At 67.7% G+C, this 17839-nt stretch carries 14 protein-coding genes and 1 pseudogene; 8 read left to right on the forward strand and 7 right to left on the reverse strand.

What is annotated here, in order from left to right; all coding sequences use genetic code 11:
• Positions 1-31: 31 nt before the first annotated feature.
• From QCZ28_RS08655 to QCZ28_RS08665, 3 genes are all read right to left on the reverse strand, one after another.
• Entirely contained in the window at positions 32-1315 is a 1284-nt protein-coding gene (locus QCZ28_RS08655; protein ID WP_279516089.1) for a glutaminase, read from the reverse strand.
• Complete coding sequence (locus QCZ28_RS08660) at positions 1284-2930, reverse strand: alpha/beta hydrolase (RefSeq protein ID WP_279516090.1); 1647 nt, start codon at positions 2928-2930, stop codon at positions 1284-1286. Before QCZ28_RS08660 ends, QCZ28_RS08655 begins: the two co-directional genes overlap by 32 nt.
• 498 nt (positions 2931-3428) lie before the next feature.
• Positions 3429-4316, reverse strand: coding sequence for a LysR family transcriptional regulator (locus QCZ28_RS08665; protein WP_279516091.1), 888 nt, complete (start codon positions 4314-4316; stop codon positions 3429-3431).
• 85 nt (positions 4317-4401) lie between these two features.
• Between QCZ28_RS08665 and QCZ28_RS08670 the strand changes: the two genes are divergently transcribed.
• The 3 genes from QCZ28_RS08670 (at position 4402) to QCZ28_RS08680 (ending at position 7441) form a co-directional block, all read left to right on the forward strand.
• Positions 4402-5715, forward strand: a complete 1314-nt coding sequence (locus QCZ28_RS08670; protein ID WP_279516092.1) for an aspartate aminotransferase family protein — start codon at positions 4402-4404, stop codon at positions 5713-5715.
• Between the two features lie 387 nt (positions 5716-6102).
• On the forward strand, positions 6103-6480 hold the full coding sequence (locus QCZ28_RS08675; RefSeq protein WP_279516093.1) for a VOC family protein: 378 nt from the start codon (positions 6103-6105) through the stop codon (positions 6478-6480).
• 703 nt (positions 6481-7183) lie between these two features.
• The gene (locus tag QCZ28_RS08680; protein ID WP_279516094.1) at positions 7184-7441 is read left to right on the forward strand and encodes a hypothetical protein; all 258 of its coding nucleotides are present in this window, start codon (positions 7184-7186) and stop codon (positions 7439-7441) included.
• Positions 7442-7877: 436 nt separating this feature from the next.
• Here QCZ28_RS08680 and QCZ28_RS08685 read toward each other — a convergent pair whose 3' ends face one another.
• On the reverse strand, positions 7878-8462 hold the full coding sequence (locus tag QCZ28_RS08685; protein WP_279516095.1) for a transglutaminase family protein: 585 nt from the start codon (positions 8460-8462) through the stop codon (positions 7878-7880).
• A gap of 272 nt (positions 8463-8734) precedes the next feature.
• Positions 8735-9190, reverse strand: a complete 456-nt coding sequence (locus QCZ28_RS08690; RefSeq protein WP_279516096.1) for a hypothetical protein — start codon at positions 9188-9190, stop codon at positions 8735-8737.
• A 753-nt stretch (positions 9191-9943) separates the two neighbouring features.
• Here QCZ28_RS08690 and QCZ28_RS08695 point away from each other — a divergent pair.
• Positions 9944-11020, forward strand: coding sequence for a hypothetical protein (locus QCZ28_RS08695; RefSeq protein WP_279516097.1), 1077 nt, complete (start codon positions 9944-9946; stop codon positions 11018-11020).
• 392 nt (positions 11021-11412) lie between these two features.
• Here the strand turns inward: QCZ28_RS08695 and QCZ28_RS08700 are convergent.
• Positions 11413-11610: pseudogene (locus QCZ28_RS08700) on the reverse strand (hypothetical protein); the annotation flags it as partial.
• 461 nt (positions 11611-12071) lie between these two features.
• Between QCZ28_RS08700 and QCZ28_RS08705 the strand changes: the two are divergent.
• Complete coding sequence (locus QCZ28_RS08705) at positions 12072-12698, forward strand: hypothetical protein (protein ID WP_279516099.1); 627 nt, start codon at positions 12072-12074, stop codon at positions 12696-12698.
• A 189-nt stretch (positions 12699-12887) separates the two neighbouring features.
• Positions 12888-16166, forward strand: coding sequence for an FG-GAP-like repeat-containing protein (locus QCZ28_RS08710; protein WP_279516100.1), 3279 nt, complete (start codon positions 12888-12890; stop codon positions 16164-16166).
• Between the two features lie 124 nt (positions 16167-16290).
• Here the strand turns inward: QCZ28_RS08710 and QCZ28_RS08715 are convergent, their stop codons facing one another.
• Complete coding sequence (locus QCZ28_RS08715) at positions 16291-16908, reverse strand: TetR/AcrR family transcriptional regulator (protein ID WP_279516101.1); 618 nt, start codon at positions 16906-16908, stop codon at positions 16291-16293.
• A gap of 81 nt (positions 16909-16989) precedes the next feature.
• Between QCZ28_RS08715 and QCZ28_RS08720 the strand changes: the two genes are divergently transcribed.
• Complete coding sequence (locus QCZ28_RS08720) at positions 16990-17418, forward strand: hypothetical protein (RefSeq protein ID WP_279516102.1); 429 nt, start codon at positions 16990-16992, stop codon at positions 17416-17418.
• The gene (locus tag QCZ28_RS08725) at positions 17415-17819 is read left to right on the forward strand and encodes a hypothetical protein (protein WP_279516103.1); all 405 of its coding nucleotides are present in this window, start codon (positions 17415-17417) and stop codon (positions 17817-17819) included. The genes QCZ28_RS08720 and QCZ28_RS08725 overlap by 4 nt, the downstream gene beginning before the upstream one ends.
• Positions 17820-17839 lie beyond the last annotated feature (20 nt).

Below are 17839 nucleotides of genomic sequence, written 5' to 3' on the forward strand. Positions count from 1 at the left end.
CTCGGGGTCACGCGCCCGATGCACGCCGGATTCACATCACCGGCGATCGCACGTGATCAATTTCGTCGATGACCGCGATTCGGCCACCATCGCCGGGATCCGGGTCCGGGATCATCATCTCCGGATCTACGAGATAGACCTCGTGACCATCCAGCGTGAGCCGACGCGCGACCTCCAGGAGCATTCGTCGGGCCACATCGTCGATGGCGTGCACCAGAGAGACGTCGAGAACCACTCGGGGCTCCAAAGGCGCACTCTCCACCAGCTCGCGAACGATCCGCTCGGCTCCCGCGAAGCGGATTCCGCCCTGAAGTCGAAGAACCCGGGTCGCGTCCGCTCCACCGCCTCGTACCCGATTGGAACGCACGACCGCGCGCGCCGGGGGCGGGACCTCCATCACATGCAGGCCCATGTCGGTCGAGAACCGCTCGAACAGCGACACCCCGCGCACGCTGTTGCCGTGCCGGTCCAGTCGAGGCGAGAAGGTGGCGATCCCGAGCTGACCGGGGAGTGCACCGATCAGTCCCCCAGCCACACCGCTCTTCGCCGGAATGCCGACCTGCGTGGCCCAGTCACCGGCGGCGTCATACATTCCGCAGGTGGCCATGACGCTCAGGACCTGGCGCACCACTGCCCCGTCCACCACCTGCTCGTTCGAGAGCGGATTCACCCCACGGTTGGCCAACGTCGCCGCCATCATCGCCAAATCCCGGGTGGTCACCAACACCGAGCACTGACGGATGTATCCGTCGACGACGGCCCTCGGGTCCTCGGTGAGGATGTCGTGACTGCGGAGCATGTGCGCGATCGCGAGGTTGCGGTGCGCGCTCTCCATCTCAGATGCGCACACCGTCTCATCGACCGTCAACTGACGGCCCGCGAACGCCGAAAGCCCCTGCACGACGCGGTCGACCCGCTCGACGGACGTCAGGTTCTCCGGTCCGGCCAGTGAGTGGGCGGTGATCGCGCCGGCGTTGATCATCGGATTGCGGGGACGCCCCGTGTCGATTTCGAGGGAGATCTCGTTGAACGCCTCCCCAGACGGCTCGACCCCGACCCTGGCGAGCACCCGATCGAAGCCGCGATCAGCAAGCGCCATCGCGTACACGAACGGCTTCGAGATCGACTGGATCGTGAACGCGGCATCGACATCGCCGGCACCGTAGACCGTGCCGTCGACCGTGGCGAAGACCGCTGCGAGACGCTCAGGATCAGCTGTCGCGAGCTCGGGGATATATCCCGCCGGCTCCCCGGAGGTGTCCGCTTCGACATCTCCAAGCACCTCAGTCAGATAGTCGGGAACGACTGACCGCATCTATCCTCCTCAGGTTCTCGCGGAGGCTGCCTGCGGCGCCCTGCCCACCAGCATCCCGGCAGGCGGCGGTGAGGGTTCGCAACTCGGCGGCTTCGACATTCGCTCCGAATCCAGCAGTCCCGGGCTCCAGGCGGGCGGCGCGCCCGCAGAAGGTGTCCTTCGGCATCGTGCCGTCTACCAGGTACGCCGTGGTCACGTTCAACGCGCACGCGTTGTCGCCGTACACGTAGACGCCGTGCCCGCTGCCGTCCACGCTGACCAGCCGGGAGCGCTCGGCAAACTTCTCCCGGATCAGCTCACCACCTCGGTGCGGCGTGCCCGGGTCGCGCAGGTTCTGCACGATCAGCACGTTGCGCGGCCCCTTGTCGTTGATCCGTACCGGCGGCTCGGACGGCTCGTGCGCCCAGTACGCGCAGGGGGTGACGTTCGCGCTGGCCGCGCCGTACATCGGGTATCTCTCGCGGTCCTTGGCGACAGCGTGCCGGTAGGTGTTGACGTCCTCGGGCCAGTTGACGTCGTTGCAGGTCACGGCGAGGTACGCCGACAGGAAGTTGTCCCAGGGCAGCACCTCCGCCGGCGTTGCGGCACGGTCGTCCGATCTGGTGACCGCCGCGTCGCCGGCGCGGAGCAGCGATTGCCAGTCCTGTGCCAGTGCCGGATAGTGCACCTTCCCGTAGAGCGCCGCGAAGGTGGTGAACCGGAAGGCCGCCCCGTTGACGTAGCCCACCGGAGTCTCATCCAGCCGTCCAGCGAGCCGGAAGTAGGTCTTGCGTACCAGTGCCGGGGTACGGCCCAGGCCGTAGGTGCCATGCCGGGCCGCCGCCCATGCGGCGAACTCCGGGAACGTCTGTTCCACACCCAGGCCGAAGCGGCGCTGCGCGGCATAGTCGAGGTGCGTGTCGCCGAGGTTGCTGTCAATCACGACCCGGTCGGTGGTGTCCGGGAACATCGACGCGTACGCGGCGCCCAGGGCTGACCCGTACGACGCACCGAAGAAGCTGGCCTTCTCCTCGCCGAGCGCGGCACGGATCGCGTCCAGGTCACGGGCCGTGTTCGCGGTCGTGATATGCCGCAGCCGACCCTCGGTGTCGTTGGCCGCACACCATTCGGCGGCCGCCTTCGCGGTCCTCGCCCGCGCGATAACCGCCGCGTCGTCGACCGCGTACGGCGGAACGTTGCTGAAATAGTCCAGCTCGCCGGTGAAGCCGCAGCTCACCGGGGCCGAACGCCCGACCCCGCGAGGATCCATGCCGATCAGGTCGTAGCGCTCCGACACGCTGCTCGGCAAACCCAACCCGACCAGGTCCGCCGGCATCGTCAGTCCCGAGGCGCCCGGGCCTCCCGGATTGAGCAGGAGGATGCCACGGCGCTCGGCCGGCTTCGCACTCGCGATCCGCGACACCGCAATGTCGATCGTGACACCATCGGGACGGCGGTGATCCAGCGGCACCGGCAGCGTCGCACACTGCAACGTCGGCGAGACAACCGCGATCTCCTCGGGGCACACGCCCCACTTCACCCGCGCCGCCGAACTATCGGCCTGCACCGGTGCCGCCGCCAGGGACGTGACGACCCCGGTGACGACGGCGACGGCCACGCTTCGACGCAATCTCATACCCCCACCCTCGACTGCTGACCGTCGTTTCCTGACACTCCCGCGACGGTGATGTCGCCTGCGAGCCCGCTCTCCTGCAGCCTGACCCCTGCATCGCGGATCCTTCGTCTCGGCACAAGACTTCCGTCATTGGCGGCACCTTCGCGTCGGTACAAGCCCCTTAGTTCTCACCCTCAGCACACCGCGTCGCAGGCGAGCTGACCGCTGTCGGTGCGAGTAAGTGGGAGCGAAACCGACCGACCTCCTGAGCCGGCGCGCACAGCGCGTCGCCATCGAGCACCTGCTCGCTCAGACCCAGGCCGGACGCAGCGGGGTGCTCGTGATGCGTGGGGAAGCGGGCACCGGGACGACCGCGATCCCGGAGTACGCCCGTGACGTCGCGGCCGCTTCGGGATTCCGGGTGGAGTATTCGGTCGGGGTGAGGCCTGGAAGGGAAGTTCGCGTTCGGCTTACGCGGGCTCGGGCCAGGCGCAGCGCTCCCAACCTGCCCGGGCAAGGTCAGTCGCGTGCTCTCAGAGCATTGAGCACGGCGGTCACCTCGGGGCGGGACGCGGCCGCTCGCCGGACCCCGGCGGTGATGCGCCGGGTCAGCGGCGGGTTCAGCGGTCGGGTCACCACCCGGTATCGCGGGTCCACCGCCAGCTTCGGCAGCATGGTGATCGAGCGGCCATTCTCCACGTGCCGCAGCGCCAGCATGTAGTTGTTGAACCGACAGATCACCACGGGCTCGAAGCCGGCCTCCCGGCACAGCCGGGTGGACAGCTCGGACATGTACGAGCCCGCGACGTCGAACGTCCACCGCTGCTGCGCGCACGCCCCCAGGTCGACCGATTCGGCGCCGGTCAGCGGATGCTCCGGGGGCAGCACCAGCACCACCGGGTCGGTGGCGAGTGGCACCAGGTAAATCTCCGGGGAGAGCTCGGCGCCGGCGAAGTCGGCGGTCGTGATGATCAGGTCGACGTCGCCGCGGCGCAGCGCCGGCATGCTCTCGTGCGGCTCCAACTCCAGCAACACCACGCTCACGTCCGGGTGTCGGGTCGCGAGACGGGCAAGCGCCGGTTCGGCGAGGGCTTGCACGGCACTCTGGAACGCGGCCACGGTGACCGTGCCGGCCGGCTCCTCGGCGAGGCGGCGCAGCTCTGCCTCGGCCGCGTCCATGGCCGCGAGGATCTCCCGAGCCCGACCGGCGAGCAACATTCCAGCCGCGGTGAGCCGCACCCGCCGGCCGGTGCGTTCCAGCAACGCGGTACGGGTCTCCCGTTCCAGCGTGGCCAACTGCTGCGACACCGCCGACGGGCTCAGGTTGCCGCGCTGCGCAACGGCCCGAACAGTGCCGAAGGTCGCCAGGTCGGCGAGCAGGCGCAGCCGCCACGGATTCAGCGTCATGACCTCCGACTGTACGGCTCTGCTTAACAGCGACAGCGAAAATGTGCGATGGACGTACCTGTCCGGGACTGCCTAGCGTCGGTCCATGGCTGATTCGTTCTGGTCCGACGCCGATCGTCACCTGGTCCGCTACAGCGGCGCTGGCAGCTTCGTACGTGAGATCATCGAGCGCGCCGAGGGCAGTTTCGTCTTCACCGCCGACGGCCGCCGCCTGCTCGACTTCACCTCGGGGCAGATGAGCGCGATCCTCGGCCACTCCCACCCGGCCGTCGTAGCCACGATCCAGCGACAGGCAGCCACTCTCGACCACCTGTTCAGCGGCATGCTGAGCCGGCCCGTGGTCGAACTGGCCCGCCGCCTCGCCGGCTCCCTGCCCGCGCCGCTGGAGAAGGTCCTGCTGCTCACCACCGGCGCGGAGTCCAACGAGGCGGCGATCCGGATGGCGAAGCTGGTCACCGGCCGGCACGAAATCATCTCGTTCGCCCGGTCGTGGCACGGGATGACCCAGGCCGCGGCGAGCGCCACCTACAGCTCGGGGCGCAAGGGGTACGGGCCCGCGGTGCCCGGCAACTTCGCGATCCCCACGCCGAACGCGTACCGGCCCGACTTCACCCTGCCCAGCGGCGAGCTGGACTGGCGGCATCAGTTGGAGTTCGCGTTCGAGCTGTTCGACGCCCAGTCGGTGGGCAGCCTGGCGGCGTGCATCGTCGAACCGATCCTCAGCTCCGGCGGGGTGATCGACCTGCCGCCGGGATACCTCGCGGCGCTGCGCGACAAGGTGCACGAGCGGGGCGGGCTGTTGATCCTCGACGAGGCGCAGACCGGCCTGTGCCGCACCGGAGAGTGGTACGCGTTCCAGCGGGACGGCGTCGTGCCGGACATCCTGACCCTGTCCAAGACGCTCGGCGCCGGCCTGCCACTGGCCGCCGTGGTGACCAGCCCGGAGATCGAGCACGCGGCACACGAGCGCGGATTCCTCTTCTTCACCACGCACGTCTCGGACCCGCTGGTCGCCGCGGTCGGCAACACCGTCCTGGACGTGCTGGAGGCCGACCGGCTCGACGAACAGGCGGCGCACCTGGGCTCGTACCTGCGCAAGGGTCTTCAGGAGATCAGCCAGCGCCACCCGGTGGTCGGCGACGTGCGCGGCCGCGGTCTGCTGGTCGGGCTCGAGCTGGTCAGCGATCGGGAGTCGAAGCGACCGGCCGACGCGCTGGGCGCCGCAGTGACAGGACGTTGCCTGGAGCTGGGCCTGCACATGAACGTGGTGCAGCTGCCGGGCATGGGCGGCGTCTTCCGCATCGCGCCGGCGCTCACCTCCAGCCACGCGGAGCTGGACCTGGGCCTGGAAATCCTCGACCACGCGCTCGCCGACGTGGCGCCGTGGTTCACACCCTGATACTCCAGTCGGGGCTCGTGACGACGACAACGCGTCGCGCGTACCGTTCCCGGATTCCGTGAAGTCGGGTTGGTTGCCTCAGCAGGCTGGTCGCTCATCGATGCGAGGCATGCCGGAGGAATCCGACCCGAGCTCCGTCGCGAGGTCCTCGATCTGTTCAGGGCTCCCGATCGTCGCCGCGGAAACCAGGACGCCGCCGCACCGACTCTGACCTGCTGCGACGCGGAGCCGCAGGCAGGGACGGGTGCAGTTGGGCGCCGTTGCACGTAGTTCAAGGCTGCTCAGGCCACATGGTGCGCACCAGCTCTGTCGACTTCGATAAGGTGCCATCCGTCATGCCAACGCTGTCAGTGGGGCTACTGGCGGCCTGGAACAGAAGAAGGCGAGATGTCCGACAAGATTCGGCTCAGCGCAGTCACTCTGGACAGTTCGGATGCCATCCGCTTGGCGGAGTTCTACGCCGACATCACCGGCGGGACGATGACGCAGATCGGCGACGAATGGGCATGCGTGCAGAGCCCGGCCGGGCGGCTCAATTTCCAGACCGTGCCTGGATACACGCCTCCAACCTGGCCCGACCCCACCGCGTCGATCATGATGCACCTCGACTTCATGGTCGAGGATCGAGACGCCGCCGAGGCGCGCGTGCTCGCCGCCGGCGCAACGAAATACGCCTTCCAGCCCAATAGCGAACAGTGCTTTGTCTACGCTGACCCGGCCGGCCATCCCTTCTGCCTGACCACCTGGGAAGCCCCGATGGTCTGACAATCTCCCTGCGCACAGACGATTGCCGCGGTGTTGTCGACATCCACATATCGACAGGTCCGAACACCCAACCGCGCGTCACTGGCTGGCCACCCGTTACGCAGGTGCAGCACGCCTCGGTCGAGGCGGATGGTGACGCGTCGGCCGGCGAGATGATAGCGCCGGCCAGACAATCCACGTCGGCGTCGGCCACGCCGGTCGAACCCTCACCGTCGAAGACGCCGACGCCATCTTCCGCGTCCACCACGACGACCAGTTCCTCACCGAAGTGCCGTGCACGACCACCAAGCCCATCGCCCGTTTCAAGGTCCGCAAGCGGCGTTGCCGAGTCAGTTGCGGGCAGCTTTGGTGATCTCGCCGCCGGCCACAATGAACGCATGGTCAACTAGACATGCCTGTTCACCTCGGGGTCGAAGATTTCGCGTGCGAGCATCATCAGTGCTTGGTGGTGGATCTTGTCGATAGCAGCGTGACCGTTTTGGTCACGCCCGAGGGGTCGAGCTCTCCCTTCTTTACCTGTGGCCGAAGTACAGGTAGTGCTGCGTAGGCAGCGTATAGCGCCACCCTGGCGGCGGCGCTGGGCGAGCGCTGGCACCGTCGTTACACCCACCGACTGGGGTGAGGTGGTGCTGTTCGCAGCCGGCACGGCGGCCCGGATCGGTGAGGTGCCGGGCGTGCACTAGGGCGACATGGACCGGGACACGTGGTTGTGGACGGTACGCCGGCAGACCCCACCGGAACCGGCGGCCTGGTCGACAAGGGCACCAAGGGTGAGCGGGCGCTGCAGGTGCCCATCATCGAGGAGCCGCAGCCGATGGCGGCCGCGAAGCTCGACCGGATCACCGAGGATGACGACCCGCTCTTCGTCGGTCCTCGCGGCGGCCGGATGCGAACCGACGACCCCTTGTTACCGTCCGCAACCATACCGACCTTGTCATTGATTGGCAGAAATAGGCACTGAGCTGGACAGACACGATCGAACAGTGGTCGCTTCTGTCACTGGTTGTCAACGGCAGACAGGGGTTTTCGGGGGTAAACAGGGGCCCGGCAGACATGACAGTGCTCGGTCCCACCGTGGCCCGCTCCCCCGCCATCGGGGACGTGCCGTCACCAGGAAACAGCGTGCGCCTGCCCGTCGCGACTCGCCCACCCCCGGCAAGGGGTTCGTGTCAGCGGACCGCCACGACCGATGCCCGACGTAGGATGCGCCTTATCGGCGCCATCCCGCCCAGCTGAAGATCAGCCCACCTTGACGGCTCCCGAGGCAGGCGTTCGGGACCCGCCTTTGTCACGAGCCCTCTCAGCCGGACGCGCCTCCACGACCCGACGCGGCGCGCGCTCATGCCGAGAAAGTGTGTTGCCGCGAATTTCCCATGTCCGGCATCCGCTGTCCCGGCTCAGGGCGTAGCGGGCAACCCGGCGCGGCACAGTTCAAGAGCGTCTCGAGCACCGCGCAGGGCTGCGATCACATTGGGCGAGGGCCGCACGTGCACTTCAGGAAGATCGAGGCCGGTCGAGCCGTCGGTGATCGGGTAGGCCAGTTGCTCACGCCCGAGCCGGAACTGGGCGTCGATGCCGGTTCGATTGCCGCGCGGGTCCTGGCGATGCCAGCGGCCCGCAAGGTACACGGCAACGAGGCCGTGCAGGAAGGGCTTCCCCCCGTCGGTCAGCTGTTGATAGCACAACCCGGCCGGAACGCCGGCGGCCCGGGCCACGGCCACCAGCAGGTGCGACTTGGCATAGCAGAGGCCGACGCCGGCGCTGAGCACCTCGCCGGCGGTGACGGTGATCCGTGGATCCTGGGCGTCGACCGAGTGCCGGATCCGGTCACGAACCCATTCGAAGGCGGCCCGCGTGAAGTCGACGTCGTCCGGATGCGCTACGCGGAGTTCACCAGCTAACGCCCGCACTGCCGGGTGGTCCACCTCGACGACCGTGTCACCGCCCAGGTACTCCAACGGTTCCCCCGCAACCAGTTGCATAGCTGTCCCTTTCCCCGCCGCTTGTCCAGTCGGGTTCGAAGCTGCTCCATCGCGCCATGATCCGTCGCGTCACGGTGGTGGCGCTATTTCAACGCAGCCAAGCTCGCCTGTCACCCTCATGGCCGGACACCGCTGCGGCAACGCGCACTGATCTGGCGGACTCAGCGCAACGCTGGCGGCGCACTGGGGCTGCTTGCTAGGTAAGCGGCTCTCAGCATGTCGATCGCCACGGGCCGGATTCGTGGCGCTGGGTGCGACGTGACGGTGCGATCTCAGCGACGCGGGCATTCCGGCAGGTTCATGCCGCCGCGGTGTTGGGGAGCGATGTACACCTCTGAGAGGTAACCGGTCTGCCCGTCGTGCAAGACGATCTCGTACCAGATGTCTGAGCTGACTCCGGCCGGATTCTGGCTGATGTTCTCGCTGGTCAAGTCGCGGTTGGTGAGGGTGTCGCCGCGGGTCCAGCAACGAGCGACCAATTGGGCCCCGCTCCACATCTCGGTGCCGGCGAGCTTGCAACCGCGCGACGCGCAGCGCGCGACCGGTCTCGTGGATAGGTAGGACGAGGTGGAGTCTTCAGCGAGTCCGGAGGCACCGATTGCGACCTTGTTGTGGACGGTGACGACGGTCGAGGACAGGGGCGGCTTTCCGCCTGCTGGTTGGTTATCGCGCAAACCCGCCCAGTAGCTCCCGCCCATAGTGAGCAGGCTGATGACAACGGTCGCCATCACCAGGAGTAGGCGGCGGCTGCGGTGACGGTGTGGCGTCGACCCGGGTGTGACAGTTTTGACTGCCGGGAATGGACCAACCTGGGGCGGGTCAAGAGCGGGCCGTGCTCCGTTGCTGTCGCCGGTCGGTTGGTCGGCCGGCCTTACCTGGGCTCGCACCTGTTCCCACTTCACCCGCCAGGCAAGCAGATCGCCCTTGCAGTATCGGACGAAGGCCTCCACCGTCTCCCACGTAGGCAGGTGGTCGCCACCGGCAGCTTCGGCGAGGGAGGTCCGGGATCTTCCCGTGGTCCGCGCCATCTGAAGGTACTTCGGTGTGCCGGCAGCCTGGCGAAGATCGCGTAGCTCCTGGGCGAAGGCCTGAATCGGACCAGCAGCTGCGTCGACGGGTCGCTCTGGGCGAGGCATTCCACCTCCACAACGCTCAATCAGATAGACAACCGCTTGTTGACCTTCCGTGACACACAGCAACCAGAGGGTACAAGACGCGACGACTTACTGGCCCTTGCCATCAGATCGGCGACAGTGCCGCTTACGTCTGTGCTGGTTGACCGTCGCCGGGCGGTAAACCGTCGCCCGGGTCGGACAACAGCCCTAGGCCCTACAACGGACTTCGCACCCGTCGCCGACCCCCTCGGCGATCGCCAGCGCCCGCGGGACGCGGCTACGCGGACCGCCCACCCTCGAAAGGACGCAATGAGACCACGTAGAACGTCCCGGCTCGCGGCGGCCATGGTCGCCCTCGCTGCCCGGATGACCAAGGCCATGATGTCAGCACCCGACAGGACAAGCCGCGGCCTGCGCCGTAGCACCATCAGGCGCCTCACCGCGGTCCTCGCTGCCGCAGCGCTAACCCTCGGCGTCGCGGTCAGCACCGGCACCCCGGCGCTCGCCGGTACCGGGCTCTACTACCAAGCGGTCGACGCCGACAACGATCCCTACAGCGGGATCTACCTGCGCAACGGCACCAGCATGGGCAACGTCGACCGGGTCTATCACCGTTACCTCTACTATGGCAACACCGTCGAGCTGATCTGCGGCGCGTGGGGTGAGGCCGTCGGTCCCTACAACAACCGCCGCTGGCACTACGTCCACGCCACCAACGGACCGGCCGCGGGCCAGCAGGGCTGGATCGCCGACCGCTACCTCAACACTCCCAACAAGGCCAACGAGTACACCCCCGGCGAACCGGAGTGCGGCGCACCGCCCCCACCGACCTACAACGGCTCCGTCTACTTCGAAGCCAACGGCTCCGGCGATGAATCGTCGCCAGCCTCGGTCCACCGGTCGTTCAGCCACTGGACCGCAAGCGACTGCAGCTCCGTTAACGCCAACAACTTTCCCTCTTGGCTCTCTGCAAGCAACACACACATCACCACAGCAGCCGGCTGGAGCCTCGGGCGGCTAGGCCCCGTCTACACGCTCGAGACCACCCAGGGCAACCCCGGCGGCGGACGATGGCAGGAGCTTGACTACATCCTGCTGCTTGACCCCGGAAACGACGACGACCTCCTGGTCAACAGCTGCGACACGAGGGACGACCGCGGCCAGTTGTTCACCAAGTGGCTCAAGGCCAACCCGAACGCCAAACTCGTCATCCTCGCCGGACAACGCACCGGCGAAGACAGCCACCGCGGCATCCAGACGTTGTACTTCGACTACCTACGCGCCAACGGAGGACCTCGCGACCGCATCCTCGTCTGCAACTACGACGGCATGGGCCATCAAGCCGTCTACAGCAACTTCAAGGACGCGATGAACACTCCACCGGCGCTGCCGCTAGACCAGCACGACTGCCCGGGCACCGAAAGCTGGGCCTGGCACCCGTAACCAGGACCTGACGCAGAGATCCGCACGACCTTACCGACCGTGGCGTCCGCGGCCGTGCACAAGCCGGTCGCGGACGCCACGGTCATCAGCGCCTGCCGACTACCTCGATTCCAGTCACGCTCCGTCGCCACGCCACCGCGGTGCCGACAGCAGGCCAGACGGCGATAATCGTGAACGCGACTCTCGGCCCGCAGGTCCGCCAGAGGGCAGCGCACATCACGGCACCGCATCCGCCGCCGAGGAAGATCGCAAGATCAAGCAGGCCGATCGCGCCACCGCAGGCCTTGGCGTCGACATGGTCACTTCAAGCGTAAACCGCACGAGTAAAGGAATCTTTTCAGGACGTTGCCCGGGGGATAGGTGTCTGAGACGGCGGACCTCAGCCTGCTGACTCACGGTGCCAACTGGGGGCCGTGCAGTCGGGTGCGCACCACCAGCTCGTGTAGAGATTCCACGGCTCGCGGGTCGGGGTGGTCGGGCAGCGTCGAGATGTGCCGGGCTGCCTCCAGCTCGGCGCGCAACCGCGGCACGTCGGTGGCGAGCCGCGCCGCGGCGCCGGCGGGGAGCGGTCCGTGCTCGGCCTCATGCCGGTGGGGTGAGTGACGGTTGACGAGGGAGTACGACCAGTCGAAGCCTGCGAGTCCGGCTGGAGCAGCGTGATGTCGGTTATGCGGTCGAGACCCACCGCAACGAGAATACGATCACCACCACGATGGGCCGGGCCGGCGCGGACGGCTGACTGTCCGTCGCCCTACCCCTTGGCGCGCAGGGAAACCAACTCCGGCGGCGACATGATTTTGGCCAGAACCGTACCGGAGATCCAGAGACTACTCACCGCTGTTGTAGTCCGATCACGCCCTCAGAACGCGTCAGACGTCAGTTCCACTGCCGGGCGGAATAGTGGCGGACGACGCCGTGAAAGTCGCCCGCCGCTTCGAACCGTCTCGCCGTCACGACCGTCGTACGGCATGGACAAGCGACGGTCAGCGACATGAGTTACTACCGGACCGACAGGCTCGGAACATCCGTTGAAGGAGTACAGCATGGTCCGATGAAGTGGGTCACCGGTGCGGCGGGGCTGGCGTGCGCCGGCACGATGGTGGGCTGCGGAGCCGGTGCCGACAAGGCGCCCGGTGCAGCGGTCACCGCGCCGACGCCGTCCGGTGCGGGCGCAGGCACACCGTCCCCGTCGGCGTCGTCGGTCGTGCCGGTCACCAGCGATCCACTGCTGTCCGGCAAGCATGCGATCACGATCGTCCGCGTGCAGGGTTCGGGAAGCAACCTGGAGCTCAGTTCCCGGCTCGAAGAGGGCGGCGACACCGGCGGACGGGTCCTGTTCGTGCCCGTGCTGATCGGCGCAGACCGCTACGTGATCAAGGCTTTCGGCCCGAACGACGACCACCCCGCCAACGACGATCCGTCCTGCTGGGAGGTGAACGGCTTGGACATCGAGCCCGAGCTGACAATCCAGGCCGCGGTCTGCGACGAGGACAACCCGATCCAGCGGTTCACGATCGTCGCCAGGGGCGACGGCACGTACGCGATCGGCAGTGAGACCCGGATGCTCCAGCACCTCCCCCGCAACGGTCTCGTCCTCAAGGAACTGGCCAAACCCGCGCAGGCCAGCACGTTTCGCTTCGTCGACAAGGGAACGTTCGACCGCCAGCCCGTCAACTGATCCCCACTTGGCACACCAGTGGTGATCCTCAGCGCCGGCAGCGCTGAGGATCGCCGCCGACGACGCCGCGGCCATCGACAGACCGTGTGTTAAGGCGGCGATCATCGGCTGGACAACTCCTCCTGATCGGATTTGATGCGGCCGTGAGCGGACCGCCTCGGGGTCGTCGCTTCCTTATCTGGAGGTACAGTGCCCGACACCGGCAGGAAGACGATCGGTTGGTCCAGGCGTGCCCGGTGGTGGGGCCACACCGCGACAGCGCTGCTGCTCGCCCTGATCGTGGCGGTTCAGCCGGGCGCGGCGTCGCCGGCGCACGCCGCGACTACACACACGGCGGTGTTCGAGTTCGATCTACCCGAGGGACTGGACCGCGCCAAGGCCGCGGCGTGGATGGCCGAACTCAACGACCGTAACCCGTTGTTGAGTGACTCCCTCAGGGAAGAGGTCGACAGCGACGATCTGGACCTGCCGGGCGGGACCGCCGATGTCCCGTGGCCCGACTTCGACGGACAGCTCGCGCTCACGGCCACCGGCCTGACTGTCACTATCGTCTCCGATGTGGCCACCTCCGACGTGGGCTACCTGGCCACCCTCGGCGCGCTCGCCGCCGGAGCAGCTATCGGATACTTCGTCCGCTTCGCCTGCTCTGCCGCAATGGCCTACTTCTTTGCCATACCGTGGCAGCCCTCGCAGGTGATCTGCTCGCCCCTGGGAGTGTTCCTTGGCACTTTCACGACGCAAGCCATCTTGATCAAGCTCAACGGGCAGGAACGAGACTGGCAGAAATGGCTTGAGGCGCTTGGGAATTCGCTGGTCGCGGCGATCGGCCCGGGGGTCTGGGAGAAGTACCTCGGCCCGTGGGTCAGGGACCACGGCGTGGAGATGATGCAGGGCATCGCCACGGCGCTCAGGACGGCGGCCAACGGGCTGCGCTGGTTCGGCAGGGCAGTCGGTGACATCGCCACCGATGTCGGCAACTGGATCTACGACAACGCGGCCGATGCCGTCGCGGCCATTCGGCGCGGGGCCGCGCGAGGCGGAGCGCAGCGGCCCGAACTGCGGGTCATGCCGCTCGGCGACTCCATCACCGCGGGGGTGGAGAGCTCGAACAACAACGGTTACCGCGATGAGCTGCACGACGCGATGAGCCATGTGTGGGGCGACGATCGCGTTACTTTCGTCGGCTCGCAGAGCACCGGGACGATGGCGGAGAATCACCACGAGGGCTATCCGGGCAAACGGATCGACGAGATCGCGGACCTCGTCGAATGCTCGGTTCCCCAGTCCAAGCCAAACGTGGTGACAGTGCACGCGGGGACCAACGACGCGAACCAGAACTTTGCCCTGTCGTCCGCCCCGGCCCGGCTGAGAGAACTGATCGACCAGGTGTTGACGGACTCACCCAGAGCGGTAGTCGTCGTGGCTCGGCTGCTGCCGACCGGGAAAGCCGGGCTGCAGCCGCGGATCGACGACATCAACAGAGCCTTGGCCGGCATGGTCGCGGACCTGCAAGCCCAGGACAAACACGTTCTGCTGGTGGACACGTCCGACATCAAGGTCAGTGAGGGTCTGCAGAACGATTCGCACCCCGACGACGGCGGTTACGCCAAGCTCGGCTACGACTTCTTCCGGGGCATCCTTACGGCCGACGGCAAGGGCTGGCTCCAGACGGCCGAAGTCACGCCCGGCACGTGTCTGCGGGACAACCCCACGTCACCCACCCCCACCTCGCCGGCCACGGCGCTCGGTGACGGCTGGAGCAGGCTGGGCGTCATCGTCCCCGGTTTCGAGGGCGCGTCGTACCAGCCAGTGTTCGCCGAGCTCAACGGCGACAACCGCGCCGACTACCTGCAGCTCTACCCCGACGGCAGCTTCCGGGCCTCGATCAACACCGTCGGCCAGCCCGGTTTCCCCGAATGGGTGGACGCGGGCACGTACGACCCCACTGTCGATGCCGGGTTGGACGGCGCGACCGTGAACGCCGAGGAGGTGCGGTTCGCCGACCTGAACGGCGACGGCCGCGACGACCTCCTCGCCGTGGGCGCATCCAACAGCCTCACCAGGGCATTCCTCAATCTGCCCGGCACGGGCGGCAGGCTGCGGTTCACCTATTGGGGCACCGTCTTCGACGACGTGTCGTTCAGCCGCGACAACCTGCGCCTCGCGGACGTCACCGGGGACGGGTACGACGACATCCTGCGGGTGGGCACCACCGGCACGGTGCACGCGTACATCAACGTGCCGAGTCCCAACGATCCCTTCACCCCGCCGACCTGGCGGGAGAAGCTGAACTGGGCTCCGGGTGCCACCGGCGCCAGCTTGTTCAACCTGCGTTTCGCCGACGTCGACAACGACAACAAGGCCGACTACCTGACGGTCGGCTCGAACGGCAACGTCCACGCCTACCTCAACAAAGGCGGCAAGGACGCCGGCGGGTTCGAGGCGCACCTCAACTTCGCCAACGAGTCCAACTACCCGGGCGAACTCGTCCAGTTCAAGGACATCAGCGGAGACGGGAAGGCGGACTATCTCGTCGTCTATAACCAGGGCGCGGTCCGCGCCTGGCTGAACAGGGGCGGGAACCTCGCCTCCACCCCCACCGCGCTCGGTGCGGGTTGGAGCAGGCTGGGTGTCATCGCGCCCGGCATGCCGCGCCCGGCCGCCTACGCCCGTACCGAGATCGCCGAGATGAACGGTGACAAGCGGGCCGACTACGTGCAGATCCGCAAGGACGGCTCGATCCGGGTCGGCATCAACACCGAGGACCAGCCCGGACAACCCACGTGGCTGCCGTGGGGCGGCGGTACCGGAGAGTTCGTACCCACCGGTCAGCGCTCGGATCCGGCGGACACGGGCTTCGCCGACTCCGCCCGGCTCGTCGACATTGACGGCGACGGCCGCGACGACTTCGTCCTGCTGTCCCCGTCCGGCGAGATGGAGGTCTTCTACAACAGATTGCTCCAGGCCGGGGGTCTGCCGGGCTTCGTCCACCAGGCCGGCAACATCGCGCCGGTCAACGACGTCGCCCGCGCCGACATCCGCTTCGCCGACATCAACGGCGACGGCCGTGACGACTACCTCCGGGTGGGCACAGCCGGGCAGGTGCACGCGTACGTCAACACGGGGCTGGCGAGTGACAGCCCGAAACCGGTGTGGGTGGAGAAGCTGAACTGGGCGCCGGGGGCCACTGGCGCCAGCCGGAACAACCTGCGTTTCGCCGACGTCGACAACGACAACAAGGCCGACTATCTGACGGTCGGCTCGAACGGCAACGTCCACGCCTACCTCAACAGGGGCGGCAAGGACGCCGGCGGGTTCGAGGCACACCTCAACTTCGCCAACGAATCCAACTATCCTGGCGAACTCGTCCAGTTCAAGGACATCAGCGGAGACGGCAAAGCCGACTATCTCGTGGTCTACCACCAGGGCGCGGTCCGCGCCTGGCTCAATCGCGGCGGAAACCTCTGAGCTTTGCCACCTCGCCGTCGGTCGGGGCCGGCGGGTCCAGGTAACGCCCCGATCGACACCACGTTCAGCCTGGTCGACTGGGCGTGGTGTCGTGCGCGTTCCAGGGGTTCGACCAACCGCACCGCTAACGCAGCAGCGCCAGCCGGTTGATGATGGAGTCGCGCAGCTCCGGTGGCCAGGGAAACAACGGCGCCGCCACCTGGAGCTGGGCGAGTCCGTGCAGCCCGACCCAGAGCGCCGTCGCGTCGCCGAAGGGATCCGTGCTGGTCGAGCGTCCCGCCGCGACGCAGTCGGCGAGCGTACGCCGGAGGACCTCGAAGGCACCCATGCCGAGCACGGCGAGTTCGTCCGCCAGGGCCGGGGCCCGCTCACGGGCCTGTTCGGCATCCCAGACAGCGCCGAACATCACCCGGTACTGGTGGGGCCGGCGTTCGGCGAAGCTCAGGTAGGCCGAGCAGACCGCGCGCAGACGCTCGACCGGATCCGCGTCCTCCGGTGCGGCCAGTTCCTTCTCCAGGATGCCGAACGCGCGTTGCGCGACCGCGAGCAGGATCGAGTCCAGGTCCGGGAAGTGCGGATAGATCGACGGCGCGGAGACGCCGGCCTGCCGGGCGATCCCCCGCAGGGTCACGGCTTGCGGCGGTCCGTTCTCCAGGAGCGTCATGGCGGCGTCGACGATCTCGTCGCGCAGTTGGGCGCCTTCGCCGCGCTTGTTGCGGGCCCGTGTTCTCGGTGTGGTCACCCCCGTGACTTTACAGGCGTTAGGCGAGCGCGTAAGTTAACGGCTGTAAGTTAACGCCCGCTTCTCAAGATGGAGCCCCTCATGACGGCTGCGACTCCTACCCGACTCACCACCGCTGCCCCCACCCACCGCGCTGACCTCGCCGGCCGTGCGCTGGCGGCCCTCGCATCCCTCGCCACCGGCGTCGCGTTCGTCAACGGCGTGCTGCTGACCATCAACGCCAGCGACGACCGCCTGTTCATCGAAGGCTGGCGAGTCTCCAGCTACGGCATCTTCGCCGCGCTCTTCGCCCTGCTCGCCCTCAGACCCCGCCAAGCGGCCGGCGTCTGGGAGATCGTTCTCGTCGGCAAGACCGCCCTCGTCGTGTTCGGCGCGCTGATCGGAGACGTCCCCGAGGCACGGCTGTCGGCCATCATCGACTTCGGGCTCGTCGCCGTCGTCGCGACCGCGTACGTGTTGTGCCGCGGCTGGTTGGCCTGGCAGCCCACGACCACCAACCCGACCCGATGACGGCAACGACAATGCCCTCCACCCCGCCCGCGCGGCGCGCGGACCGAACCGCCATCATCTCGATCTGGGCCGTCCCGGTCCTGGTCGTCGGCCAGTTCGCCATGCTGGCCATCGCCCCGGTCGCCCTCGCGCTGACCGTCAGCCTGCGCCACGCCCACCTCCGCCGACTACGCCGCTGGACCATCGCTCTCGCCACCGCGTACGCCACCCCGCTGATCCTCTGGGCCATCGGACCCGACCGCGCCCCGAGCCTGTCCAAGGACATGCACCCGGCCCTCGCCGCACTGATCGTGCTGGCCGCGCTGGCCGCGGCCACGGCCTTCCACCTCGACCGTCGGCGCCCGCACAGGCCCGACGGCGCGTCGAACGAGCGGCGGCTGTCTCTTCGGGTCGCGCCGTGACCAAACCGCTTCTCCCCGCT

The sequence above is a fragment of the Micromonospora sp. DH14 genome, assembly GCF_029809455.1.
In the GTDB taxonomy this organism is placed as follows: Bacteria; Actinomycetota; Actinomycetes; order Mycobacteriales; family Micromonosporaceae; genus Micromonospora; species Micromonospora parva.